We start from the raw sequence: 21732 nt of genomic DNA on the forward strand, positions 1-21732 counted from the left end.
CAATCAATGCCCGCGTGTCGCGGCGATCTCGGCGCCGTAGCGCATCTCGAGAAGTGTTTTCAAGACCAGCGTCACCAGTGCCAGGCCGGCAAGCAGCGAAGCGACGGCAAAAGCGCCGACGGCGTTGTACTCGTTGTAGAGGATTTCGACATGCAACGGCATGGTGTTGGTCAGCCCGCGTATGTGGCCGGACACGACCGAAACCGCGCCGAATTCGCCCATGGAGCGTGCGTTGCACAGAAGCACGCCGTAGAGCAATCCCCATTTGATGTTGGGTAGTGTCACGTACCAGAAGGTCTGCCAGCCATTGGCGCCGAGCGAAAGGGCTGCCTCCTCATCGCCATTGCCCTGTTCCTGCATCAGCGGGATCAGTTCGCGGGCGACGAAGGGGAAAGTCACGAAGACGGTGGCGAGCACAATGCCGGGCACGGCGAACAGGATCTGGATGCCGTGCGCCTTCAACCAGCCGCCAAGCAGCCCTTGCGCGCCGAACAGCAGGACATAGACCAGGCCGGAAATGACCGGCGAGACCGAGAAGGGCAGGTCGATCAGCGTGGTCAGAAACGCCTTGCCCTTGAACTCGAACTTGGCGATCGCCCAGGAAGCCGAAATCCCGAAGACGGCGTTGAGCGGCACGGCGATGGCCGCCACCAGCAGCGTCAGTCGGATTGCCGAGCGTGTGTCGGGATTGGACAGCGCTTCCGAGTAAGCGCCCACGCCTTTGGCCAGCGCTTCGTGGAAGACGATGATCAGCGGCAGGAGCACAAAGATCGCGAGGAAGGCGAAGGCCACCGCCATCAGCAGCAGCCGCACCGGCAGGCTCTCGGTCACCGCCGCCGACTGGCTCTCGTGATGCGGCTCGTAGGATTTGATTTCGGGATCAGCCATAGCGTTTGCGGCTCCATGACTGCGCGAGATTGACGATCAGGAGCATCAGGAACGACAGCAGAAGCATGATCGCCGCGATCGCGGTCGCTGCGGGGTAATTATACTCCTCCAGCCGGATGACGATCAGAAGCGGCGCGATCTCCGACTTGTAGGGCAGGTTGCCGGCAATGAAGATGACCGAGCCATATTCGCCGACGCCGCGCGCGAAAGCGAGCGAGAAGCCGGTGACGATGGCCGGCGCCAGTCCCGGAAACAGGATGCGGGTGATGATCTGGAAGCGATTGGCGCCGAGCGTGGCGGCTGCCTCCTCCACTTCCTTGTCGATCTCCTCCATGATCGGCTGCACCGTGCGCACGACGAAGGGCAGGCCGATGAAGACCAGCGCCACGACGATGCCGAGCGGGGTATAGGCGACCTTGATGCCGAGCGGCGCCAGAAGGGAGCCGATCCAGCCATTGGGCGCGTAAAGCGTGGTGAGCGCAATGCCGGCGACCGCTGTGGGCAGCGCGAAGGGCAGGTCGACCATGGCATCGACGATGCGGCGGCCCGGGAAGCGGTAGCGCACCAGCACCCAGGCAACGAGCGTGCCGAATACGACGTTTACGGCAGCCGCGATAAAGGCGGTGCCGAAGCTGATTTCAAGCGCGTTGAGGGTCCGGCGATCGGTGGCGATCGCAAGGAAATCGGTCCAGCCGAGGGCAGCCGAACGCCAGATGAGCCCCGACAAGGGGATGAGAATGATGAGCGTGAGGTAGGCAAGCGAGAAGCCGAGCGTCAATCCGAAACCCGGAATGACACTCGGCTGCCTGAATCGCCACCCCGCCTTGGCGGGTGCTGTGGTCATGTCGTCCTGATCTTAACTCGCGGGTCTTAGCTCATTGGGCCGGCTTGTAGATCTGGTCGAATATACCACCATCGCCGAAATGATAAGGCTGTGCTTTCTTCCAACCGCCGAAAAGCGGATCGTCGATGGAGATCAGCTTGATTTCCGGCGTCTTCGGAACATCCGCCGGATCCACCAGTTCGGGCTTGGCCGGACGATAGTGGTTCTTGGCGATGATGGTCTGAGCTTCCTTGGAATAGAGCCAGCCGAGGTAGGCTTCGGCGACCTTGCGCGTACCCTTGGCATCGACATTGGCATCGACCACGGCGACCGGCGGCTCGGCCAGGATCGAGGTCGGGGGGTAGACGATCTCGAAATTGTCGGCGCCGAATTCATTGAGTGCCAAATAGGCGTCGTTTTCCCAGCCGATCAGCACGTCGCCGAGACCCTTTTGCGCGAAGGTGACGGTGGAGCCACGCGCGCCGGTGTCGAGCACCGGAGCATTGGCGTAGAGCTTGCCGACGAATTCCTTGGTCTTGGCTTCGTCGCCGCCGTCGTTGGCGCTGGCGTAGGCCCAGGCGGCGAGGTAGTTCCAGCGCGCGCCGCCCGACGTTTTCGGGTTCGGCGTGATCACCTGGACGCCGTCCTTGACCAGATCGCTCCAGTCATGGATGCCCTTAGGGTTACCCTTGCGGACCAGGAAGATGATGGTCGACGTGTAGGGCGCCGAATTGTTCTCGAACTTTTTGCGCCAGTCCGGATTGATCTTCTTCGACTTGGTGACGATGGCGTTGATGTCGCCTTCGAGCGCCAGCGTGACCACATCGGCGTCGAGGCCATCGATCACGGCGCGGGCCTGGGCACCCGATCCGCCATGCGATTGCTGGATGGTCACCGTCTCGCCGGTCTCGGCCTTCCAGTGCGCGGCGAAGGCCTCATCATAGGCTTTGTAGAGTTCGCGTGTCGGGTCATACGACACGTTGAGAATGGTGGTATCGGCAAACGCGAAACCGAGCGTGCCGAACTGGATCGATGTGGCGACCAGTGCGCCGAGCAGTTTCCTGAAATGAGGTTTGGTCATTTCCGCCTCCGTTGATGACGGCTGAACTCTATCGAATTGATAGAAATTAGATGCATTCAACGTTGCCTTTTTTGCCCCTCCGAAGCAATTTTTCGCCGATATTATGCGCTGAGAGGAAACATTTTCCTCATATTAGCCTGTGCCGACTCCAGGCCGGTGGGGCGCTATTTAGAAGCGGGCCGAGCGGAGGCAAGGTCGCTCGGGTGGAGATTCGTCGAAGCACTTGGCAGGGTTTCAATTCGCAGTGACGGCGAAGTCGAAGCGCTGCTTCGGGAACGGCTCATTCGCCAGCGTGTAGTGCCACCACTCGCGCGCATAATTCTTGAAGCCGCCGGCACGCATGGCATCGAGCAGTCTTTTGCGGTTTGCCGCCGCCTCTGTTGCCAGCGGGCGGTGGGCGGTTTCGCTTGCCGGGTCGAAGCAGTCGAAGCTGGTGCCGAAATCGAGGGTCCCGGCGCCGGTCGCACCGCAAGTGGCGAATGACGTGCTCTTGCCGTCGCTGCGGGCGATGGCGACATCGACGGTCGAGCCGCGCGAATGAGTGGACAGTTCGCCGATATAGCCCTTGGCGATCAGGTCGCCGCGCTTGACCTTGGGATACCATTGCGGATCGGGTGGCCCGCCTTCTCTGGTCCACTTGCCCATGTCGGCGACGGCACGCGCCGGTCGGTAACAGTCGAAGACGACCAGCGTCAGGCCGTCGGTCGCGAGTTCCTTCTGCACACCTGACAGAGCCTTCGCAGCTTGCTTCGTGAGAATGCAGACCGGTGCGTGATAGCCCTGTGCCTTGCGATGCAGGAAATTTTCCAGGCCGGCATAGCGGATGTCCTGGCGGATCGATAGATCGACATCGGCCAGGCGAACAAATCCGGCGGGCAGGGGGTCGGCGGAGGCGGGGAGAACGAAGACGACTAGCTGCAGGACGCAAAGTCCAATGCTTTGAATCGCCTGCCGCACTCTATTCAACGAACACCTTCACGCTGGCCGCACGGCCCACGGCATCGATGACCGTCAGCGTCGAATAGCCGGCGCCGTCGGGCAGCCAGGTGGCGGTGCGGCGGCGGTCGATGCCGACGAGCGGCTTGCCGTTGGCGAGCCAGCGGAATGGCGCGCGGCCGCCCTGCAGCTTGAGCACCAGCGGTGAGGCTTCGGCGGAATTGGTGGCGAGATCGACTCGGGCGCCGTTGGGCGGGAATATGATCGTTGGCGCCGGCTCGGTCTGGCTTGCCTGCACCAACCCGTCAGCGCCGGCGCCGAAGCGCGCCAGTGTCACCGGCAGATCCTCGCGCTTTGCCTTGACAACGCCGGCCGGCTGGCTGGGCAGCGGAACGGCGGCGAGGCCTGAGCGGACAAAGCCCTCGAACAGGATGGGCGCGGCCGAGACATAGCCGGACAAGCCGGGCACCGCGCCGGCATCGGCGCGGCCGACCCATACGCCCAGCACGTAGCGGCCATCGAAGCCGACCGACCACGCATCGCGATAGCCGTAGGACGTCCCGGTCTTGTAGGCGATGCCACGCTGCAAGGCGCCTTCGGGCGCCTTGACGCCTGACAATATGTCGGTGATCTGCCAGTTCGCCTGGGCGTCGAGAATGGTGGCGGTGGTGCGTTCGGCATTGGCCGGCTCGGTGCCGTCGTGCAGCGTGTTCGCCTTGCCGCCATTGGCGAGCCCGGTAAAGAGCTGGACGAGATCGCGCAGCGTCACGCCGACGCCACCGAGGCCGATGGCGAGGCCCGGCGCCTCGTTGACCGGCAGCACGGGACTGACGCCGGCCTGGCGGAAGCGCGCCATCAGCCGTGCCGGGCCGACAGAATCAAGCACACGGATCGCCGGCACATTGAGCGACAGCTGCAGCGCCTGGCGGATCGAGACATCACCCTGATAGCCCATGTCGAAATTCTTCGGCCGGTAGCCGCCAAAATCGACCGGACTGTCCTCGATCAGCATTTCCTGCGCCACCAGACCCTGCTCGAAGGCGAGGCCATAGATGAACGGCTTCAGCGTCGAACCGGGCGAGCGCACGATCTTGGTCATGTCGATCCAGCCGGAGCGGCTGGCATCGAAGAAGTCGGCCGAGCCCACTTCGCCCAGAATGTCGCCAGTGCGGGCATCGGCCATGACCATGGCGACGGAAAGGCGAGGGCCGAGCTTGATGGCGGCATCGCGTGCCACCTGTTCCAGCCCTTGCTGGACGCTTTTGCGGATGGTCAGCTGCAGCGGCTTGCCGGGCACGGCCTTGGGCAGCATGGCATAGGCGGCGTGCGGCGCCAGCGCCGGCAGTTTGCGGCGCAGGCCCGAGACATCGTCAAGGGCGGCGCGCGCGGCCTCGCGCTCTCCAAGCAGGCCCGATGAAACCATGCGGTTCAGCACACGGTCGCGGGCGGCATGCGCGATGCCGAGATTGCGGTCCGGCCGGCGCTTTTCCGGCAATTGCGGCAGCGCCACCAGCAGGGCGGCTTCCGAGACCGTCAGCCGTTTCGGCTCCTTGCCGAAATAGGCGAGCGACGCGGCGCGCACGCCTTCGAGGTTGCCGCCATAGGGTGCCAGCGTCAGATAGCGCTCAAGGATCTCCTGCTTGGACAGACGCCGTTCGATCTGGATGGCGCGCAGCATCTGCTTGAGCTTGGACCCGAGGCTGCGGCTTTCGCGCGGCTCGATCAGGCGGGCGAGCTGCATCGACAGCGTCGAGCCGCCTGAGACGATATGGCCGTTGGTGACGAACTGGCCGGCGGCGCGTGCCAGCGCCAGCACGTCGACGCCATCATGGTCCCAGAAGCGTTTGTCTTCATAGGTGACCAGCATGTCGACGAACTGCTTGTCGACCTGGTCGAGCCTTGTGTCGAGCCGCCAGTAGCCGTCCGGCGTAGCGAAGGCGCGCAACAGCTGGCCGTCGCGATCCTGGACTTCGGTGGAGACGGTGAGTTTTTCGGGCAGCGGCGGCGGGAAGGCGCGGTCGAGTTCCCAGAGAGAAGCAGCCGCGAATGCAGCAAAGCCCAGGAGGGAAGCTGCGGCGATGCCTGTTCGATGGAGAAATTTTCTGGAGAGCATGGTGCTGCCCCTCATCCGCCTGCCGGGCCGACGGCCCTTCGGGCGTTCGTCATTCGAAAAGCCAAGCAATTGGCTTTTCGTCCGCTGCGCGGACCATTCCTCACCTCCCCGTGTGGTGACGGGGAGAAGGAGACTATCACTGCCGTCGGCGCGCTCATCTTCGCCAAGGCGCCTTACGGCGCCTTGATCTCCATCATGCCGGTGGCGGTGCGGGCCGAGTATTGCGGCCGGTACATGTCCTCCACCGTGGCTGCCGGATGAGCATAGGTGCCCGGCGTCACCGCGCGTACGACGTAGGCCAGCATGATGTTGCGGTCGCCGTCGCCGTCATTGGGGTTGAACGCCGCGACGAAACGATCGTCGCGGAATTCGAGATGAGCGGCGTCGGTCTGCGCCAGCCAGGTGAAGTTCGACAGCTGGGCGCTGGAAACCAGGCCCGGATTGTCGATCTCGAAACCGGCCGGCAACAGGTCGGTGATCAGCAGGCGAGATGGCCAGCGGTTCTGCTCATAGATCTTGAGCACGACCACATAGCGTTCGTTCTGCGTCGCCTCGGTGACGTTGGCCTCGGTGCCATCGAGCTTGTAGTAGGTGCGATCGATGGTGAAGCCGTCACCGCCGGCCGGCAGCGGCTCGACCGGCGAGGCGACCGTTGTGACGACCGCCTGCAGCGGCGTCGAGCCGGTGTTGGCGATGGTCAGCGGGCTGTCGGATATATCAGTGCCGCTGAGCTGGGTGGAGTAACCACCGGCATGCGGCGCGCCGTTGACCGACAGCTTGATCGAGTCGTTGCCCGACTTCAGCGCCCGGGCCGCCAGCAGCATCCAGGACTCGTCCTGCGTGCTGGTCCAGCGGGTATCGGCGCGTTCCCTCGCCACCAGCCGGATCAGCTCCGGCACGATGGTCGGCACCGGCTTCGATTCGGCGGCGAGAGCCAGGATCGCGGCGCCGTCACGCAGCCGCGAGCCATAGTCGGACCGGTAGTAATCGTAGTCCGTGGTCGACTTGGCCAGCTGCAACGCCGTCTGGAAGGTCGCTTCCGAACGTTGCGCGTCGCCGTAGAGCGCCAGGCTCGCCGCCAGCTGGGCGACGGCCATCGGGCTCGAGAAGGCTTCGAGCTTGGTGTCGGCGTAGTAGCGCAGATCGCCGACCGAGGCCTTCTTGTTGCGGGCCAGAACGTAGAGCGCGTAGGCGATCTCGCTGCCGCGGTCCTGGACGTCCTGGTCGTAGCCGACCGAGTTTTGCAGATTGCTCAGCGCCTGGCTCATCGCCAGCGCCGGCACGTCGTAGTTCTGCTCGCGCGCCCGGGTCAGGAAGTCGGTGACGTAGGAATCCAGCCACAGATCGCCGGAGCCCGGACCCCACAGGCCGAAGCTGCCGGCCGAGGCCTGGTAGCTCAGCACCTTGTAGATGGCGGCCTGGACGCGGTCGTGCAGATCGGGATCGCTTTGCATGCCGACGGATGACGCCAGATCGTTGACGTAGAGCAGTGGCATGGCGCGGCTGGTGGTCTGCTCGGCGCAACCATAGGGGTAGCGATCGAGCGTCATCAGCAGCGACGGCACGTCGAAGGCGGCTGCCTGCGAAACGCCGACGCTGACCGAGGCGCCGTCGAGCAGGCTTGCCGCGAGCAGTTCCTTGTCGACGCGCAGCGAACCGCCATTGCCCTTGAGGTCGACCACCAGCCGGGTGGTGACCGGCAATTGCGCCGGACGCACCGGCACATAGAGCGTCTGTTCGACGGAGGTGCCGTCGCCATGGGCGAGCTTGATGGTCAGTGAAGCGTTACCGGCCGTCGTGGCGATAAGCGGCACCGTCAGCGTCTGGCGCTTGCCCTTGGCCAGCGTCAGCTTTTCGGGCAGCGGCTTGTCGCCGGTCGAGAGGTCGCCCGTGGTGTCGATCGACAAGGCATAGTCGCCTTCCGGACCGTCCGTGTCGGCGACGTCGAGCCGCATGACGGCATTGTCGCCAGGCGCCAGGAAGCGCGGCAGGCCGGCGGTGATCACCACCGGATCACGCACGATGACGTCTGTCGAGGAATGGCCGACGGCATCTTTGGTCCAGGCGACGGCCATGACGCGCACGGTGCCGTTGAACTGCGGAATGTCGAAGTCGACCCTTGCCTTGCCGTCGGCGTCGAGCTGGACCGGGCCGGAGAAGAAGGCGACCAGCTTTTCGGTCGGCGGACTGCCTTGCGTCTGCATGGCGGCGCCGTCGCCGCCGGTCCTGAGCTTGCCGGTGGTGCCGAGCGAGCCATCGATCAGGCGGCCATAGATATCGCGGACCTCAAGCCCCAGCATGCGCTGGCCGAAATACCAATTCTCCGGATCCGGCGCCTTGTAGTTGGTGAGGTTCAGGATGCCGACATCGACGGCAGCGACCGTGACATAGGCATTGCTGCCCGGTGCAACGCCGGCCACCGAAACGGGGATCGACAGCTGCTGGCGCGGCATGGTCTTGTCCGGCGGCGTGAGCGTAACGGCGAGCTTTTTCGAGCCCGGATCGACCGTCAGCCATTTCACACCGATGGCGCGGGCAGGCATGCGGGTTTCCTGCGCATCGCCGGGCCGGAACAGGGTTGCGGTGATGTAAGCGCCGGCGCCCCAATCGTCGCCGACCGGAATGTCGACCGTGCTGCCGCCGGCCGGTACGGTTGCCGTGACGGTCTTGAGCAGCTTGTCGGCGCCGATGGTAACCAGCAGTTCGCCGGCAAAATGCGGCGACACTTTCAGCTTGGCCACTTCGCCGGCGGCGTAGCTATCCTTGTCGAGGGCGATCTCGAGGCCATCAGGCGTTTCGGTGGAAGTCGAGGAGACATACCAGCCGGCGTCGAACTCATAGCTGGTCGCCGGACCTTCGGGATCGGCAGTCTCGATCTCGAGCCGGTACTGGCCCCAGTCGACCGGCATCGTCACGGTCGCCTCGGCATCGGCGCTGAGATCGACCTGGCCGTTCGCGATCGATTTGGTGAAGGTGACCGGCTCGTAGTTCCAGGAGTTGTTGTTGCGGTACCACTGGTAATTGCGCTCGACCTTGACCAGCGACCACTGTGCGCCCTTCAACGTTTCGCGCTTGCCGTCGGGATCGACCGCGATCAGGCTGAATTTGGCGGTGCCGCCCTGCGGCACCTCATTGTCGGCAAAGTCCGGACGGATGCCGATCATGTGGCCCTGCGGGCGAATGCCGATGTTGAGCGAGCGCTCGATGGCACGACCGCCGGTTTCGCGCATGCGGACCGTGACCTTGGCGTCGACCAGCTTGGTGGTCGCGGGCAGCTGGTCGACGCTGACCGGGAAGGTCGCCTTGCCGTCGTCGCCGACCACCGGAAGACCGGTGAAGGGCGTGACCGAGGGTTCGGCCGACTGCTCGTCGGCGAGGCCGAACGAATAGCCGGCGAAACGGTCCCAGTCGCGAGCGGTCGACAGCGTCAGTTCGCCTTCGAGCGCGAGACCGGCAGCCGGCGCGCCATAGAGGAAGCGGCCGTCAATGTCGATGTTGGCGGTTTCGCCCTGTGCGATCTCCTGCTTGTCGGACTTCATGTCGAATTCGATGCGATCCGGCACGAAGTCTTCGACCAGGAACATCTGGCTGGAAACGGCGGCCTGCTCGGGATCGGTGTAGATCGACACCGTCCAGGTGCCGCGCATGGCGTTGGCTTCGAGCGGCAGGTCGACGGCATAGCCGCCGGCCGACACGCCGTCGGCGACAATGCGGCGGTTCTCGACGCCGTCGGGACGGGTGAAGATGAAGGTAAGCGGCAGGTTCTCGACCGCCTTGGAGGCGCCGTCGCGGGCAAGGGCCGCAACATGCACGTCCTCGCCTGCGCGGTAGATGCCGCGTTCGGTCCAGGCATAGACATCGAGCGCACCAGGTGCGGCACGTCCGGAGACGCCGCGATCGGAAAGATCGAAGCCGGCGCGGCCCATGTCGAGGAAGACGAAGTCGTTGTCGCCCTGCTTGGCCATCAGCACGGCCGGCACCATGCCGCCGTCGCCGCGTGTCAGGCCTGGGTTGAAGACGGCGTGGCCTTCGGCATCCGACGTCGCGGTGCCGAGGATTTCATTGTTCCTGGCCAGCAGCGTCAGTTCCGCGCCTGCGATCGGCTTGGCGGTGCCGAGTGAGCGGGTGAACACATTCAGCCCGTCCTGGCCGGTATAGGTCGAAAGGCCGATGTCGGAGATGACGAACCACTGGGTGGCAAGCGAATTGTAATTGTCGTCATCATTTTCGTTGACCGGTTCCGCGGTCAGCACGTAGACGCCGGGCTTGCGCTGCGGCAAGGCCTCGTCGACCGGGAACGACGTCGTGACGTCCTTGTTGAGGTCGTTGGCGATGTCGAGCTGGCCCTCCCAGACAGGCTCGCCCATCTGGTCGGAAATGCTTGAGATGTCGTAGCCGTCGAGCTGCTTCAGGAACTGGTAGCCGGACAGAAGCTGCGCCAGCGAACGATCGCCGATGCGGTAGAGCTTCATCTGCGCGGCGGTCATGTTGACGGTGACGACCGGAATACCGCGGCGGGCGCCGGCCGGCAGCACAAAGCTGTCGCCGGTGAAGCGGGCGGACGGTGCGCGGTCCTGGACATAGATCGACAGCACAACCGGGGCGGCAGTCACTTCGCCGATCGCCGCCGGCAGCCCGGCGCGGAAAGTCACTTCGTAATGCTGGCCATGCTCCAGACCTTCGACGCAGATCTGCTTGTCCTTGGCTTCGACGCCCTTGGGCGGCTGGTTGTCGACGGTGACGAACTGGGCGTAATCGACGCCGGTCTTGACCAGTTCCTCGGAAAACTGCGCGCAAATGCGCGGCGCGCTGGTATCGGCGTCGACCGAGTGATCGATGACGCGGAAGCCCTTGCGGGCCTTGAGGTCCTCATATTCGGCCTTGACCGCCGGCGAGCTGACCAGAGCAAGGCTCGCCTCATAGGCCTGCAGGGCCGGACGGTAGAGATCGCGGCGGTCGAGGCCGTTGCCGAGCAGCGCCAGCACCTCGGCGCGGGTCTTGGTGGTGCGCAGCAATTTGTAGGCATTGAAGGCTGCGGACGTACCCTTAACCGGCAAATTATAAGCTCCCGAGCTGCCATTAGCGGGCTGCTGGGCAAGCGTTTCGCGGGCCAGGCCGAGCCACAGCTGGGCGTCATCGGGCAGGACCGAAACGGCAGCCTCATATTTGTTCATGGCCTGGACATGGTCGCCGGTCAGTGCGGCCTGTTCGGCCGCGGCGCGGAGCGCTTCCAGCCCATCGCTCGGCTTGTCATAGGCCGGATCGGTCAACTTGTTGCGGTATTGCTGGGCCTGGTCGGCCATCCAGTTGGGGAAGAAGGTGAGTTCCGGCGGGGCGCCGATATCGGGGTCGCCATCGACATTGACGACCTTGCCCGCGATAGCGCCGCTGAACGGTTTCAGCTGGTTGTAGTCGGATTTGAGGAAGCACCACTTGGCCTTGTTATTGTAGGTGAAGGCGCGGCAGGCGGGGTCGCCAAGGCATGTGGTCTTGCACTGATCGAGGCTGACATTCTGGTCCGATCTGAGATCGAAGCCGAAATAGTCGGAATTGTTTGAGGTCACAACCCGGCGGGCTTCGGCCGCTTGCGCGACTGCCCCCCAGGCGAAAAAGAGAAGGATCAGGATAGACAGACCACGAGCCGCGCGCATTGCCATAACACCCTCCAGACACTGCTTACGTCCGCGGCATGTTCAAGCTTCAGTCAAGCTTGTCAACACGAGGACGGACAGGTTAACGCCTGCCAACGGGTTCCCATGCCGGCCGATGGCCAGTATGTGAGATGTTTCATCCACAGGGAAAGGGATCACGCTTTCTTGCGGCAACGCAGAAGGTGTGAATTCCAAGCCCTGCCTATTTCAGACAATTGGATTGTGGCCCCTTTACGAGCACTTCAAAACTTCATTCCAATTTTAGTTTTGTCATCTAGGTTGTCTTAATGCCGGCGTATGAAAGGCACATGTCAGGGGGAGGCGCGCTGCGGCGCGTGGCTTCGCGCGCGCTGCTGTTGGCGTTGGCGTGCTCGACCGTGCTTGTCTTCGAATCGGGGTCGGCGGCCGCCTTCGAGATCTTCGGCATCAAATTGTGGGGCTCATCGAACGATGAGGACGCCGATATTGTCGACCCGCTGCGCTATTCCGTCAGCATCGAGGCGCCCGATGCCGACAAGGACCTGGTCAAGAAGCTCGAAAACGCCTCGACGCTGAAAGCCGACGAGGAGCGCCCGGTTTCCGGTTCGCTCGGCCTTTTGGCCAAGGCGCGCAGCGACCGCGAGCAGCTGGTCGCCGCCCTCTATTCGGATGCCCGCTATGAAGGCGTCGTCACCATCACCATCCAGGGCAAGGCGCTCGACGATCTGCCGCCGGACGCCGAATTTGCTGGTCCGCAGCCGATTCCGGTGGTGATCAGCATCGCCAGCGGGCCTAAATTCACCCTTGGCAACATTAGGCTGGAAGGCGATGCCGCCGGGCTGGCGAGCGCCGATTTCGGCTTGATTGCGGGCGGCGATGCCGGGTCCGGCGCCGTGCTCAAGGCCGAGGCGCTGATCGTGCGGGCGCTGAAGCAGGAGGGGCGGCCGCTGGCCCGAATCACCGACCGGCAGGTCGTCGCCGAGCACGACACCTCGACGCTCGACGTGACGCTGACGGTGGCCGCAGGGCCGGTAGCCGGCTATGGCGACACCACCGTCGAGGGGACCGAGAAGGTGGATCGCGAGTTCACCGAATACATGACCGGGCTGAAACGCGGCCGGCAATATTCGCCTGATGAGATCGACGACGCCCGCGACCGGCTGCTCGGGCTGGAGGTGTTCAACAGTGTCACGCTGAAGGAAGCCGACGCTCTCGACGCCGACGGCAACATCCCGATCGGCGTGCAGGTCAGCGAGCGCAAGCCGCGCTATTTCGGCGTCGGCGGCACCTTCTCCAACACCGAGGGGCTCGGCCTCGAAGGCTATTGGGGCCACCGCAATCTGTTCGGCCGGGCCGAAAAGCTGCGCATCGACGGCAAGATCAGCGGCATCGGCAGCAATGATTTGAGCGAGCTCAACTACAATGCCGGCATCATGTTCGAAAAGCCGGGTGTCGTCGGGCCGGCCTCCAAATTCATCGCCAGCGTCAAGACAGTGCTCGAACATCCCGACGCCTACGACCATTTCTCGGTCAAGGGCAGCACCGGCCTGTCCTATGAGATCGACAAGAAGCAGACGGTTTCGGCTGAAATCGCGCTCGACTATTCCAGGATCACCGACGCTTTCGGCAAGCACAAATACCTGATCGCCAGCATTCCGCTGCAATATGTCTATGACAACCGCGACAACCGGCTCAATCCGACCAGCGGCTTCAGGGTGCTGGCCTATGCCGAGCCGAGCTACGACATTATGAGCGGCGCCGCCTTCCTCAAGCTGAAGGGCGAGGGGTCGGCCTATCAGTCGCTCGACACGGCGTCGAAATTCGTGCTTGCCGAACGCGTCGCCCTGGGTTCGATCGTCGGCACCAGCCTCGAACATGTTCCGGCCGACCGGCGCTTCTATTCCGGCGGCGGCGGCTCGGTGCGCGGCTACGCCTATCAGGGGATCGGCCCCAAGGATATCGATAATCAGCCGATCGGCGGGCTTTCCTTCTTCGAGACATCGGTCGAGATGCGCATCGCGATCACCGATACGATCGGCGTCGTCCCGTTCGTTGATGCCGGCACCGTGTCGACCAAATCGACGCCGGACTTTTCCGACGTGAAGGTCGGCGCCGGCGTCGGTCTGCGCTATATTACCCCGTTCGGGCCGCTGCGCATCGATGCCGCCCTGCCGCTCAACCGCGATCGTGGCGACCCGCGTTTCGGCATTTATGCCGGCATCGGACAGGCGTTCTGACGATGAAGATAGTCAAACGCATCCTTCGCCTCTTTCTTTACACGCTGCTGATCGTGCTGGCGGCGGCCATAGGCGCGCTCGTCGTGCTGACCAAGACCGAGCGCGGCCGTGAAAACCTCGCCGGCATCATTTCGACTATGGCCTCATCGGGGGACAGCAAGGTCACGGTCAGCGGCATTGACGGCATCTGGTCCGGCGCGCTGACGGTGGACCATGTCGTTCTGGAAGACCGCGACGGCGCCTGGCTGGTGGCGCGAAAAGTGGCCGTCGACTGGTCGCCCTTGGCATTGCTGTCGAAGAATTTCAGCGCTGACCGGATCGCCGCCGAGCGCATCGAACTGGCGCGGCTGCCGGTCGCGAGCACCGAGCCGAGCAAGAGCGGGTCGACCGGTCTGCCGGTTTCGCTCGATATCAGAGCGATCGATCTGCCGCAGATCGCTCTCGGCCAACAACTTGCCGGTAGCGGCATTGCCGAGCTCGCCGCCAAGGGATCTGCCAAGGTCGATGCCTCGCCGCTGGCGATTGAGACGGTGCTCAACCTCACCCGCCATGACGGCAAGCAAGGCAATGTCGACGCCAACATCCATTTCGCGCCTGCCGACAACAAGCTCGACCTCGATCTCAAGGCATCCGAGCCTGCGGGCGGCATCATCGCCAATCTGCTCAAGCTGCCGGGCGCGCCGCCGGTCAACATCGTCGTCTCCGGCACCGGGCCGCTGGCCAACTGGAGCGGCGTCGGCACTTTCATGGTCGACGGCCAGATCGTCACCCAACTCACCGGCCGTCATCAGCTGACCGACAAGGGTAACCGGATAGAGGCCAAGGGCGATGGTTCGTTCGAAGGCTTTCTACCGGAACGGTTCAAGTCGCTGTTTGCCGGCAAGACCAGTTTTGATTTTGCCGGGACCGCGACCACGGCCGGCGGCGTCGACATCGAGCGCGCCGCGATCGAGAGCGACGCTGTCCACGGCACCGCCTCAGGCATGGTCGATCCGAAGGGCGCCAGCGACCTTTCGGTGGAACTCGCTTCCAAGGGTGAGCCGGTCACCGTCAATGTCGGCAGCCCGGCGCAGCCGATCATGGTGGCCATCAACAATGTCACCGCGCGCGCGTTCGGCGATGGCAAGGCGCCGATGATCGACGCCAGCGCTTCACTCGTCTCGGTGGTGGCGGGCGGCTCCCAGGTGAACAATCTCGATGCGAAGATCCATTCCGACGGCTTTGACATCGAGAACCGCAGCGGCCCGGTCAGCGTGTCGCTGGCGGCGGCCGGCCTGAAGACCGACGTGGCGACGCTGGCGCCGCTGATCACCGGCAAGCTGACCGCCTCTCTCGGTGGTACGGTCAGCAAGGATGAAATCTCGCTCGATGAAGGCACGTTGCGCTCAGATGCGCTCAATGCCGGGCTGACGGCCAAGGTGACGCTGGCCGATCTCGCCATGACGCTGAAGATGAACGCCGATGCGGTGTCGACGGCGCTGCCACCACAGATCAGTTCGCTGCTCGGCGAACGGGTCAAGTTTTCGGCGACAGCAACCCGCGATCCGCAGGGCTCGTTTGCCGCCAATTCGATCGAACTTACCTCCGGCTCGCTCAGCGCCAGCGGTACCGCCAGCGCGCAAGGCAGCGACATCCAGGCCGACATCAAGGGCAAGCTCGGCGACGTCTCGGTGCTGTCGCCGCTGGTTGGCGTGCCGGTCGCCGGTGGCGTCGATTTCGCACTGACGGCGAGCGGCGCGCGCAACGCGCCGGATTTTTCTGTCACGGCTGAAAGTGTCAGCCTGACGGCGTCGGGCCGGACGGTCAAGGACATCAAGCTGACCGCATCGGGCAAGGCGGACATTGTCAGCCCGGCCGCAGATGTGTCGCTGACCGGCTCGGTCGACGAGCAGCCGCTTGCCATCAAGGCAGCGCTGGTGACCAGCGATGGCAAGCGCTCGATCAATGGGCTCAGCGTGGCGCTGGGCGACAACAAGGTGTCGGGCGACCTCGCGCTCGACGATCATTTCCTGCCGCTGGGCACGTTGACGATCGCCGCTCCCGACATCGCGCCGCTGGCATCGCTGGCCGGGCAGACGGCGGCCGGCGATATCGGCGGCACCGTGGTCTTCGCTAAGGACGGCGAGGCCCCCACCGTCACCGTCAATGCGGCCAGCGTGTCGATATCGCGCGGCAATGTGGCGGCCAAGGCAATCACCGTCAGCGCGCTGATCGCCAACTATCTCAACAGCCCGGCGATCTCCGGGACGATCAAGGCCGACAGCGTGACCTCGGGGACGACGGTGGTCAGCGGCATAGGTGTCGACCTCAAGCGCGACGGCGACTGGACCAATTTTGCCGGCGGCGCCACCATCGCCGGCATCCCGGCGACTGCTGCAGGGCGGGCGAAGATCGCCGGCGGCACGACCAGCGTCGAGATCGCGTCCGGCGAGGCGACGGTGCGCGGCATCAAGGCGGCGATCACCGAGCCGTCCAGCCTGACGATCGCCGATGGCGTCACCACCATTCAAAGACTGGTGGTCGATCTGGGCGGCGGCTCAGTGACGCTTTCGGGCACGGCAGGGCAGACGCTCGATCTGGCGGCAAATTTCTCGGCGCTGCCGGCGGCGCTCGCCAACGATTTCTCGCCAGGCCTCGCTGCGGCGGGCACGCTCGACGGCACGGCGCAAATCACCGGGCCATCGGCAAATCCCGACATCCGCTTTAAGGCAAAACTGGCCGGCGCCGAAACCAGCCAGACCCGCCAGGCGGGGCTCGGGCCGCTCGACCTCGATGCGGCCGGCAGTTATTCCACGGCAGGTGGCGTGGTGCTGGACCAGGCGACGCTCAGTGGCGAAAGAATCTCCGGCAAGGCGGCCGGCTCCATCAACCCGAACGGCACCAGCGATTTCGTGCTCGACCTGACATCGTCCGGCCCAAGCCTGCCGCTGACGCTTGGCAGCACCGAGAGTCCTATCAAGCTCGAATTGCAGGCGCTGTCGGTGAAGGCGGCGGGGCAGGCCGCGCAGGCGAAGCTCGACATCTCGGCGGTGTTGCCGTCGGCGGCGACGAATTTCACCAAGGTTGAAGGCATCGCGCTGGCGCTGCACTCCGATGCCTTCGATGTAAAAAGCCGAACCGGCCCGATCTCGGGCACGGTGACGGCGGAAAAGATCGGTCTGGACAATCCAACCATCGCACCGCTGATTGCCGGCAAGATTACCGCCAAGGTCGCCGGCAGCCTGGCGGCGGATGCAATCACCATCGACAATGGCTCGGTACAGGGCGATGCATTGGTCAGCGCCTTCAATGGCCGCGTCTCCTTCGCCGACGGCGCCATCGACCTCAACCTCAACGCCGATGCACTGTCATCGGCGTTGCCGGCGGCAGTGCGCAGCGTGCTGGCCGAGCGGACGCAGCTCAGCGCCACGCTGAAGCGGGATGACAAAGGCAATGTCAGCGCCAATCCGGTCAAACTGGTGTCAGGCGCGCTGACCGCCGACGGCCAGGCCGGCCTCGCCGACAACAAGCTCAGCGCCGATATCAAGGGCGCGCTATCGGACATCTCGCTGCTGTCGAAGGACGCCAAGGGCGCGGTTCGCTTCGCGCTCGATGCGCAGGGCCCGATGATGGCGCCGGACCTGTCGCTGACGGTCAACAGCGACCGGCTGCTGGTGGCGGAACGCGAAATCACCGGGCTGAAGCTGACGGCCACCGGCAAGGCCGATGCAGCCAATCCGGCGGCCAATGTGCAACTGACCGGCAATGTCGCGGGGCAGGCGCTGCAAGGCAGTGCGGTGCTGGCGACGACCGACGGCAAGAGCGCCATCAACGGCCTGCTGCTGTCGCTCGGCAAGAACAGGATTTCCGGCGATCTCGCGCTCGACGAGGCCTTCGTGCCGGTCGGCACCATCGCGCTCGACCTGCCCGATATCGGACCGCTGGCAGCGCTGGCGCTGGAAAAGGCCGAGGGCGATATGCGCGGCACCATCGCCTTCTCCAAGACCGCGGACGGTGCCAACGTTGCCGTCAAGGCTTCGACGGCTTCGATCACACGCGGCGACCTCCAGGCGAAGACGGTGTCGGTCGATGCGCTGATTGCCAACTATCTCGCCGCACCGGTCATCTCAGGCAAAATTCGCGCCGACAGCGTTGTCTCCAGCGGCACCGTCATCAGCGGCATCGATGTCGACCTCAAGCGCGATGGCGACTGGACCGGCTTTTCCGGCGGCGCCACCGTCAAGGGCATTCCGGCGAAGGCTGCGGGCCGGGTGAGGGTGGCAGGCGGCACCACCACCATTGAACTTGCGTCAGGCCAGGCAACCGTCCAAGGCATCAAGGCTGCTATCGCGCAGGCCTCGACCGTCAGCATCGCCAATGGCACGACGACGCTGGACAGGCTGGTGCTCAATCTCGGCGGCGGCACGGCGACGGTGACCGGCAGGGTCGGGCAGGCGCTCGACATCAATGCCGCACTGGCCAAGGTGCCGGCTTCGCTCGCCAACAGTTTCTCGCCGGGCCTCCAGGCCGCCGGGTCGATTTCCGGAACAGTCAAGGTGACCGGCGCGCCGGCCAATCCTGCCGTTGCCTTCGACATCGACGCCGGCGGGGTGCAGACATCGCAGACCCGCGGTGCCGGCCTCGGCGGCATGAACATTTCCTCGTCGGGAACGTTCGCTGGCAAGAAACTCACCTTCAACGCGGACATCAGCGACGGCGCCGGGCTTGGGCTCAAGGGTGGCGGCACGGTGACCACAGCGGGCACACCGGCGCTGGTGCTCGACTTCAACGGCAAGGTGCCTTTCTCGTTCCTCGCCGCCAAGCTTGCCGCGCAAGGCCTGTCGCTGAGTGGCACTGCCAACGTCAATATCCAGGTGCGCGGCCCGGCGACATCGCCCGTAATCGGCGGCACGGTCAGCACCTCAGGCGCCCGCCTCGTCGACGCGCGCTCGGGCCTTGCCGTCAATGACATTGCCGCGGATGTTTCGATCGGCAACGGCGTCGCCAGGATCAACCGCCTGACCGGCACGCTGTCGACACGCGGCAGCCTGTCGGCCTCAGGCACGGTCGGCATCAATCCGGCGCAAGGCTTCCCCGCCGACCTGTCGATCAAGCTGGTCGACGGCCGCTATACCGATGGACGCGTGGTCACGGCCAATCTCGGCGGCGACCTTACCATCAAGGGGCCGCTGACCTCGGCGCCGGTGATTTCGGGTACCGTCAACTTGGCCAAGACGGTCATTACCGTTCCGGAAAAACTGCCGGGATCGCTGGCGGCGCTCGGCGTCAAGCACAAGAACGCGCCGGCCAGCGTGCGGGCGCAGGACAAGGCCTTGCGGCCGGTAGCGGCCAGCGGCAGTGGCGGCAGTGGCCTCAATCTCGATGTCACCGTCAATGCGCCGAACCAGATCTTCGTCCAGGGCAGGGGTGTCGACGCCGAACTCGGTGGTTCGCTGAGGCTGACCGGCCCCGCGGCTTCGCCGCAAGCGGTCGGCACCTTCACCCTGCAGCGCGGGCGGCTGTCGATCCTCGGCAAGCGGCTGACCTTCACCGAGGGCACGGTCGGCTTTTCCGGCTCGCTGGTGCCCTATCTCAATTTGACCGCGACCTCGACAACGACGAGCACCACCGTGACCATCGTGGTATCGGGCGAGGCGACCAATCCGAAATTCACCTTCTCCTCCGTGCCGGCGCTGCCGGAGGACGAAGTGCTGGCGCAACTGATCTTCGGCCGCTCTATGTCGAACCTGTCGCCGCTGCAGATCGCACAGTTGGCTGAGGCTGCCGGGCAGCTGGCCGGCGTCGGCGGCTCGACCTCGCTGCTTGAAAACCTGCGCAGTGCAATCGGCGTCGACGACCTGGATGTGACTACGGACGATCAGGGCGGTACCGCCGTGTCGGCGGGCAAATACCTCAACGACCGCACCTATGTCACGATCCAGAAGGGCGACAAGCCGGGATCGGGCAAGGCGACGATCGACCTCAATGTCGGGCGCGGCGTCAAGCTGCGCGGCGAGGCCAACGATGGCGGCGAAGCCAAGGGCGGCATTTTCTACGAGAAGGAGTATTGATCCTTCGGCCGGACTCTGGGCCCACCGGTGGAACTGGCCAAGCTTGAGTCGATGTCTCGTTTCATCGACGAAACGAGATTCCTGAGGAATCCGTCAGGCAGTAGCAAATTTGCGCCAAGACTGTCGTTATCGCGCGAACCGCTCCCCTTTCAAAGTTGCACATTCGCCAACATGTTCCCAATCCATGCCGTCTTTGACATCGCGGCCTGGATGCGGAATGTTAAAAGGCGGAAAGCCAACAATGGGAGTTAAGTCATGACAATTTACAAGAGTAATGGCGATCGCGTTCCCGATCATATCCTGGCGATGGCCGAAGAGGCCAAGGCAGGCAAGGTCGATCGCCGCGAATTCCTCGCTCTGGCCAGCGTCTTTGGCGCGTCCACGGCGATGGCCTATGGCATGCTCGGCCTGGTAGAGCCGACGCCGGCCAAGGCCGAAGAGGTTCAAGGCAAGAAAGGTGGCATTCTGAAGGTTGCCCAGTGGATCAAGGATCCCAAGGATCCGCGCAAGTCCGACTGGTCGGAAATCGCCAATGCCGAGCGCCAGGCGCTCGAGCCGCTGGTCAAGTACACCACCGAATACACATTCCGCCCCTATCTTCTGGAGAGCTGGGAAGTCAACGACGACGCCACTGAGTACACGCTGCATGTGCGCAAGGGCGTGACCTGGCATAACGGCGATGCATTTACCGCCGACGACGTGTTGTTCAATTTCAATCGTTGGGGCGAGAAGGCCGCCGAAGGCAATTCCATGCCTGGCCGTCTTGGCACATTGTTCGACGATAAAACCGGCAAGCTGCGTGAAGGCGCGGTGACCAAAGTCGACGACATGACCGTCAAGCTCTCGCTGACAAAGCCCGACATCTCGATCATTCCCGGCATTTGCGACTATGTTGCTCTCATCGTCCACAAGAGCTTCGATGAGAAGGGCGGCGACTTCAAAGCCTGCCCGATCGGCACAGGTCCGTTCGAACTGGTGTCCTACGATGTCGGCCAGAAGGTGGTCTACAAGCGTCGCGAAGACAACAAGTGGTGGGACGGCGAGGTCTTCCTGGACGGCATCGAGTTTATCGACTACGGCACGGATCCGGCGGCCATGGTCAGCGCCTTCGAAGCCGGCGAAGTCCACACCAATTTCGAGACCTCGGCCGACTATGTGTCGATTCTCGACGGGATGGATCTGGTGAAGTCCGAGGTAGTGACCGCGGCGACCATCGTCTGCCGCACCAACGTCACCAACAAGCCTTACGACAACCAGAAGGTCCGTCAGGCCCTGCAGCTCGGCGTCGACAACGCCGTCGTCCTGCAGCTTGGCTACGGCAATGCCGGCACCGTCGCAGAAAACCACCATGTCTGCGCGATCCATCCGGAATATTTCGAACTGCCGAAGATCGCGCGCGATCCGGCCAAAGCCAAGGCGCTGATGGCGGAAGCCGGCCAGGCCGACTTCGAGCATGAACTGATCACCGTCGACGAGGACTGGCACAAGAACACCGGTGATGCCATCGCCGCGCAGCTGCGCGACGCGGGCATCAAGGTGAAGCGCACAGTGCTGCCGGGATCGACGTTCTGGAACGATTGGACGAAGTATCCGCTGTCGATGACCAACTGGAACATGCGCCCGCTCGGCGTCCAGGTTCTGGCTTTGGCCTACCGCACCGGCGAAGCCTGGAACGAGTGTGCCTGGTCGAATCCCGACTGGGACACCAAGCTCAACGCCGCGCTTTCGGTCGCCGACGCTGTCAAGCGCAAGGAAATGATGAAGGACATCGAGCAGACGCTGCAGGATTCCGGCATCATCATCCAGCCCTACTGGCGCAAGCTCTACAGCCACTCGGTCAAGGCGGTGCAAAACTACAAGATGCATCCGACCTACGAACGCGACTACGGCAAGATCTGGCTCGACCAGGCTTGATCGGACCGATCGGGAGGGCGCTTCGCCGCCCTCCCCATCACTCCTCGCATGATCCAGAAC

9 protein-coding genes are annotated in these 21732 nt (G+C 64.1%); 3 read left to right on the top strand and 6 right to left on the bottom strand.

Annotation, left to right across the window (positions count from 1 at the left end):
* Positions 1-3 precede the first annotated feature (3 nt).
* The 6 genes from cysW to ACWTU9_RS16365 form a co-directional block, all read right to left on the bottom strand.
* Positions 4-888: a sulfate ABC transporter permease subunit CysW gene (gene cysW, locus ACWTU9_RS16340; protein ID WP_455859180.1), complete on the bottom strand. Its 885-nt coding sequence runs from the start codon at positions 886-888 to the stop codon at positions 4-6.
* The gene (gene cysT, locus ACWTU9_RS16345; protein WP_455859181.1) at positions 881-1732 is read right to left on the bottom strand and encodes a sulfate ABC transporter permease subunit CysT; all 852 of its coding nucleotides are present in this window, start codon (positions 1730-1732) and stop codon (positions 881-883) included. Before cysT ends, cysW begins: the two co-directional genes overlap by 8 nt.
* 31 nt (positions 1733-1763) lie before the next feature.
* Positions 1764-2792 (bottom strand): sulfate ABC transporter substrate-binding protein, encoded by a 1029-nt coding sequence (locus tag ACWTU9_RS16350; protein ID WP_455859182.1) that lies wholly within the window; start codon positions 2790-2792, stop codon positions 1764-1766.
* 234 nt (positions 2793-3026) lie between these two features.
* The gene (locus tag ACWTU9_RS16355; protein ID WP_455859327.1) at positions 3027-3749 is read right to left on the bottom strand and encodes a M15 family metallopeptidase; all 723 of its coding nucleotides are present in this window, start codon (positions 3747-3749) and stop codon (positions 3027-3029) included.
* A gap of 1 nt (position 3750) precedes the next feature.
* The gene (pbpC, locus tag ACWTU9_RS16360; protein WP_455859183.1) at positions 3751-5841 is read right to left on the bottom strand and encodes a penicillin-binding protein 1C; all 2091 of its coding nucleotides are present in this window, start codon (positions 5839-5841) and stop codon (positions 3751-3753) included.
* 173 nt (positions 5842-6014) lie between these two features.
* Positions 6015-11498: an MG2 domain-containing protein gene (locus tag ACWTU9_RS16365; RefSeq protein ID WP_455859184.1), complete on the bottom strand. Its 5484-nt coding sequence runs from the start codon at positions 11496-11498 to the stop codon at positions 6015-6017.
* Between the two features lie 281 nt (positions 11499-11779).
* Here ACWTU9_RS16365 and ACWTU9_RS16370 point away from each other — a divergent pair, with 281 nt between their 5' ends.
* The 3 genes from ACWTU9_RS16370 (at position 11780) to ACWTU9_RS16380 (ending at position 21672) form a co-directional block, all read left to right on the top strand.
* The gene (locus ACWTU9_RS16370) at positions 11780-13708 is read left to right on the top strand and encodes an autotransporter assembly complex protein TamA (RefSeq protein ID WP_455859185.1); all 1929 of its coding nucleotides are present in this window, start codon (positions 11780-11782) and stop codon (positions 13706-13708) included.
* A 2-nt stretch (positions 13709-13710) separates the two neighbouring features.
* Complete coding sequence (locus tag ACWTU9_RS16375; protein WP_455859186.1) at positions 13711-19758, top strand: translocation/assembly module TamB domain-containing protein; 6048 nt, start codon at positions 13711-13713, stop codon at positions 19756-19758.
* A gap of 255 nt (positions 19759-20013) precedes the next feature.
* A complete protein-coding gene (locus tag ACWTU9_RS16380; protein ID WP_454585259.1) occupies positions 20014-21672 on the top strand; it encodes an ABC transporter substrate-binding protein in 1659 nt (552 codons plus the stop codon).
* Positions 21673-21732 lie beyond the last annotated feature (60 nt).

The organism is Mesorhizobium sp. 128a (assembly GCF_053848025.1).

Excerpts from the sequence above, each read along its gene's own strand:
- pbpC (WP_455859183.1), bottom strand. The coding sequence starts at position 5,841 with ATGCTCTCCAGAAAATTTCTCCATCGAACAGGCATCGCCGCAGCTTCC.
- cysW (WP_455859180.1), bottom strand. The coding sequence starts at position 888 with ATGGCTGATCCCGAAATCAAATCCTACGAGCCGCATCACGAGAGCCAG.
- ACWTU9_RS16370 (WP_455859185.1), top strand. The coding sequence starts at position 11,780 with ATGCCGGCGTATGAAAGGCACATGTCAGGGGGAGGCGCGCTGCGGCGC.
- cysT (WP_455859181.1), bottom strand. The coding sequence starts at position 1,732 with ATGACCACAGCACCCGCCAAGGCGGGGTGGCGATTCAGGCAGCCGAGT.
- ACWTU9_RS16380 (WP_454585259.1), top strand. The coding sequence starts at position 20,014 with ATGACAATTTACAAGAGTAATGGCGATCGCGTTCCCGATCATATCCTG.
- ACWTU9_RS16365 (WP_455859184.1), bottom strand. The coding sequence starts at position 11,498 with ATGGCAATGCGCGCGGCTCGTGGTCTGTCTATCCTGATCCTTCTCTTT.
- ACWTU9_RS16375 (WP_455859186.1), top strand. The coding sequence starts at position 13,711 with ATGAAGATAGTCAAACGCATCCTTCGCCTCTTTCTTTACACGCTGCTG.
- ACWTU9_RS16350 (WP_455859182.1), bottom strand. The coding sequence starts at position 2,792 with ATGACCAAACCTCATTTCAGGAAACTGCTCGGCGCACTGGTCGCCACA.